This is a genomic window from Asaia sp. W19 (assembly GCF_003994335.1).
GTDB lineage: Bacteria > Pseudomonadota > Alphaproteobacteria > Acetobacterales > Acetobacteraceae > Asaia.
The window spans coordinates 1-673 of sequence record NZ_PNQZ01000147.1 but is presented as its reverse complement, the minus strand read 5'-3'; the positions used below and the strand labels follow the sequence as shown (position 1 = coordinate 673).

At 58.8% G+C, this 673-nt stretch carries 2 protein-coding genes; both read left to right on the top strand.

The window, feature by feature from the left end:
- Positions 1–269, top strand: a 269-nt coding sequence (locus tag C0V97_RS18465; protein ID WP_199752007.1) for a hypothetical protein, incomplete at its 5' end; no start/stop codon positions are given.
- Positions 263–673: alpha-hydroxy-acid oxidizing protein (locus C0V97_RS17475; protein WP_199752005.1), on the top strand; the 411-nt coding region annotated here is incomplete at its 3' end. The genes C0V97_RS18465 and C0V97_RS17475, both read left to right, overlap by 7 nt.

The following is a 673-nucleotide window of genomic DNA, read 5'->3' as shown; positions in this document are numbered from 1 at the left end:
GCCCCGACCTCGTGGCTACTCTGGGCGGCCTTCAGAACAGTGCCGCGAATATCGCCGGGATCGTGATTGCGAGCTTTACCGGACTGATGGTGAGCCTGACGCATGGATCATTTCTCATCCCGCTCTGCGCAACCGGGGGATTTGGCCTGCTCGGCGCCGTTTCATACCTCTTCATCGTGGGGCCGATTGAGCCACTCCCCCTCGATCCCCCCAAGAAAAACGCGCCTGAACGGGCCGCCATAGCTGCACGAGTATCGACACCATGCTGAAACTGCTTCGTTCGCTCGACAATGCGATCCTTAACCTCAATGATTTCGAGAGCCTTGCGCGCCGTCATCTTCCCAAAGCGATCTTCGGCTATGTTCAGGGCGGCGCCGATGACGGCACCACGATCCAGCATAATCTGCGTGCACTTGACCGACTGCGTATGGTTCCGCGTGTGCTGCGCGACGTTTCTGCCTGCTCGCAGCAGGTCACACTATTTGGTCAGAGTTTCGCCAGTCCGTTCATGATCGCGCCTATGGGTGCGTCCGCCATTGTGGGTCATGACGCCGATAATGCGATGGCACGCGCTGCCAGATCCGCTCGTATCCCGTACATCCTCAGTGCAAACGCAATCACACCCATCGAAGAGATCGGGCGGGCCTATCCTGGATGCTGGTTTGCGGGTTAC